The 1,862-nt window shown below is 71.1% G+C and carries 3 protein-coding genes and 1 pseudogene; all 4 read left to right on the forward strand.

Features of this window, described 5'->3' with window-relative positions; genetic code table 11:
• Window positions 1-598: FAD-dependent oxidoreductase (locus G3O06_RS48005; RefSeq protein WP_205820391.1), on the forward strand; the 598-nt coding region annotated here is incomplete at its 5' end.
• Between the two features lie 32 nt (window positions 599-630).
• A complete protein-coding gene (gene thiS / locus G3O06_RS48010; RefSeq protein ID WP_043191789.1) occupies window positions 631-828 on the forward strand; it encodes a sulfur carrier protein ThiS in 198 nt (65 codons plus the stop codon).
• Window positions 829-866: 38 nt separating this feature from the next.
• Window positions 867-1,682: a thiazole synthase gene (locus G3O06_RS48015; protein WP_205820393.1), complete on the forward strand. Its 816-nt coding sequence runs from the start codon at window positions 867-869 to the stop codon at window positions 1,680-1,682.
• Window positions 1,679-1,862 (forward strand): annotated as a pseudogene (locus G3O06_RS48020) (thiamine phosphate synthase); the annotation flags it as partial. The gene G3O06_RS48015 and the pseudogene G3O06_RS48020, both read left to right, overlap by 4 nt.

The following is a 1,862-nucleotide window of genomic DNA, read 5'->3' on the forward strand; positions in this document are numbered from 1 at the left end:
CCACTGGCACGTCACGATCGACGATGCGAACCTGCCCGCTGCGCATTTCACGATCGATTGCCGCGGGCTCGGCGCGAAACCCGCGCTGCCCGCGTTGCGCGGCATCCGTGGCGAAGTCGCGCGCGTGCGCGCGCCCGGCATCGGGCTCACCCGGCCCGTGCGGCTGCTGCATCCGCGCTATCCGCTGTACATCGCGCCGAAGCAGGACGATCTCTATGTGATCGGCGCGACCGAGGTGGAGGGCGAGGACATGTCGCCCGTCAGCGTGCGTTCCGCGCTCGAACTGCTGAGCGCGGCGTTCTCCGTGCATCCGGCGTTCGGCGAGGCGCGCATCCTCGAACTCAATGCGCAGTGCCGGCCGACGCTGCCCGATCATCGCCCGGCGGTGATCTGGGACGGCGCGTCGACGCTCGCCGTCAACGGCCTCTACCGGCACGGCTTCATGATCGCGCCGGAAGTCGCGCACGCGGCGGTCGCGGTCGCCGAAGCCGCGCTCGGCAGCGCGTTCGGCGATGCCGACGCGTTCGCCGCGTGGCGCGACGCCGCGCGCTGGCCGACGCTCCTTCATCACCGCAACGACGCGCGCCAGCCGGCCTGACGCGCGCCGCCGACCGAATTCGACGAAGCCTCATGGATATCCAGATCAACCAACAGACCCTGACGTTGCCCGACGGCGCAACGGTGTCCGACGCGCTCGCCGCGTACGGCGCCCGCCCGCCGTACGCGGTCGCGCTGAACGGCAACTTCGTCGCGCGCACGCAGCACGCGGCGCGCGCACTCGCGGCGGGCGACAAGCTCGACGTCGTGCACCCCGTCGCGGGCGGCTGAGTGCCGCCGGATCGTCCCCGCTCTTCCAGGAAAACGACATGACGTCCCTCACCTCCGCCGACGCGTTGACGCTGTACGGCGAAACCTTCGCAAGCCGCGTGCTGATCGGCACGTCGCGCTATCCGTCGCTGCAGTCGCTGTCCGATTCGATCGCCGCGTCGCGTCCCGGGATGGTGACGGTCGCGCTGCGCCGCCAGATGACGGGCGGTACGGCCGAAGCCGGCTTCTTCGACCTGCTCAAGCGCCACGCGGTGCCGCTGCTGCCGAACACGGCCGGCTGCCAGACCGTTGCCGAAGCCGTGACGACCGCGCACATGGCGCGCGAGGTATTCGGCACCGACTGGATCAAGCTCGAACTGATCGGCGACGACTACACGCTGCAGCCCGACCCGGTCGGCCTGATCGAGGCGGCCGCGCAACTGGTCAAGGACGGTTTCAAGGTGCTGCCGTACTGCACCGAGGATCTGGTGATCGGCCGGCGCCTGCTCGACGTCGGCTGCGAGGCGCTGATGCCGTGGGGCGCGCCGATCGGCACGGGCAAGGGCGTCGTGAACCCTTACGGCCTGCGCGTGCTGCGTGAGCGGCTGCCCGGCGTGCCGCTGATCGTCGACGCGGGGCTCGGTGTGCCGTCGCATGCGTGCCAGGTGATGGAGTGGGGCTTCGACGGTGTGTTGCTGAACACCGCCGTGTCGCAGGCCACGCATCCGGAAATCATGGCGCGCGCGTTTGCACAGGGTGTCGAGGCCGGCCGTGCCGCGTATCTCGCCGGGCCGATGGACGCGCGCGAGACCGCGCACGCGAGCACGCCGGTCGTCGGGATGCCGTTCTGGCACCAGGACGGAGGCGGCGCATGAGTGCGCGTTTCGCAGATGCATTCTGGCCGCCGGCCGACGAACTGGCCGAAGCGGCCGAACGGATTCGCGCGCGGCTCGGCGACTGGCCGGGCGGCGCGGCGCCGTGGCGGCTCTGCGTCGCGATGCCCGATGTGCCGGCCGATGGCGACGTGCTGATCGTCTCTGACGGCGAGCGCGCCG

It is taken from the genome of Burkholderia sp. Ac-20345, from assembly GCF_017104825.1.
In the GTDB taxonomy this organism is placed as follows: Bacteria; Pseudomonadota; Gammaproteobacteria; order Burkholderiales; family Burkholderiaceae; genus Burkholderia; species Burkholderia lata_B.